Origin of the sequence: Neobacillus drentensis (assembly GCF_036965645.1) — a bacterium.
Classification (GTDB): domain Bacteria; phylum Bacillota; class Bacilli; order Bacillales; family Cytobacillaceae; genus Neobacillus; species Neobacillus drentensis_D.
The window spans coordinates 15,330-15,657 of the sequence record NZ_JBALPZ010000059.1; the positions used below are offsets into that span (position 1 = coordinate 15,330).

General features: G+C 36.9%; 1 pseudogene. It reads right to left on the reverse strand.

Annotated elements, in window-relative coordinates:
- Positions 1–81: 81 nt before the first annotated feature.
- Positions 82–328, reverse strand: a pseudogene (locus V7266_RS12485) (FAD-dependent monooxygenase); the annotation flags it as partial.

The following is a 328-nucleotide window of genomic DNA, read 5'->3' on the forward strand; positions in this document are numbered from 1 at the left end:
TTATACTTTCTTATCTTATTAAAAAGGGGCACCTTTCCAAATCAGATGCTGCCCCTATCTTATCTTCCACTAAATTAACAATTAAATCTTAGCAGGAAGTTTCTTATACCCGTATAACCAATCAACCATTTCGAATTCCTTAGCTTCCTTACTCTCTAAGAGAGTATTACGAAGCAAAATCGAAACTGGATTTTCAGCGTGGATTATTTCTCCCCAAGTACGTGCCGATTTTTGTACCTTTGCTGAACGCGGAATTCTTTCTTCTTGATAGGCTGTGAATGCTTTCTCAAAGTCATCCCCATGAATTCTAAGCATATCAGCTAAATAA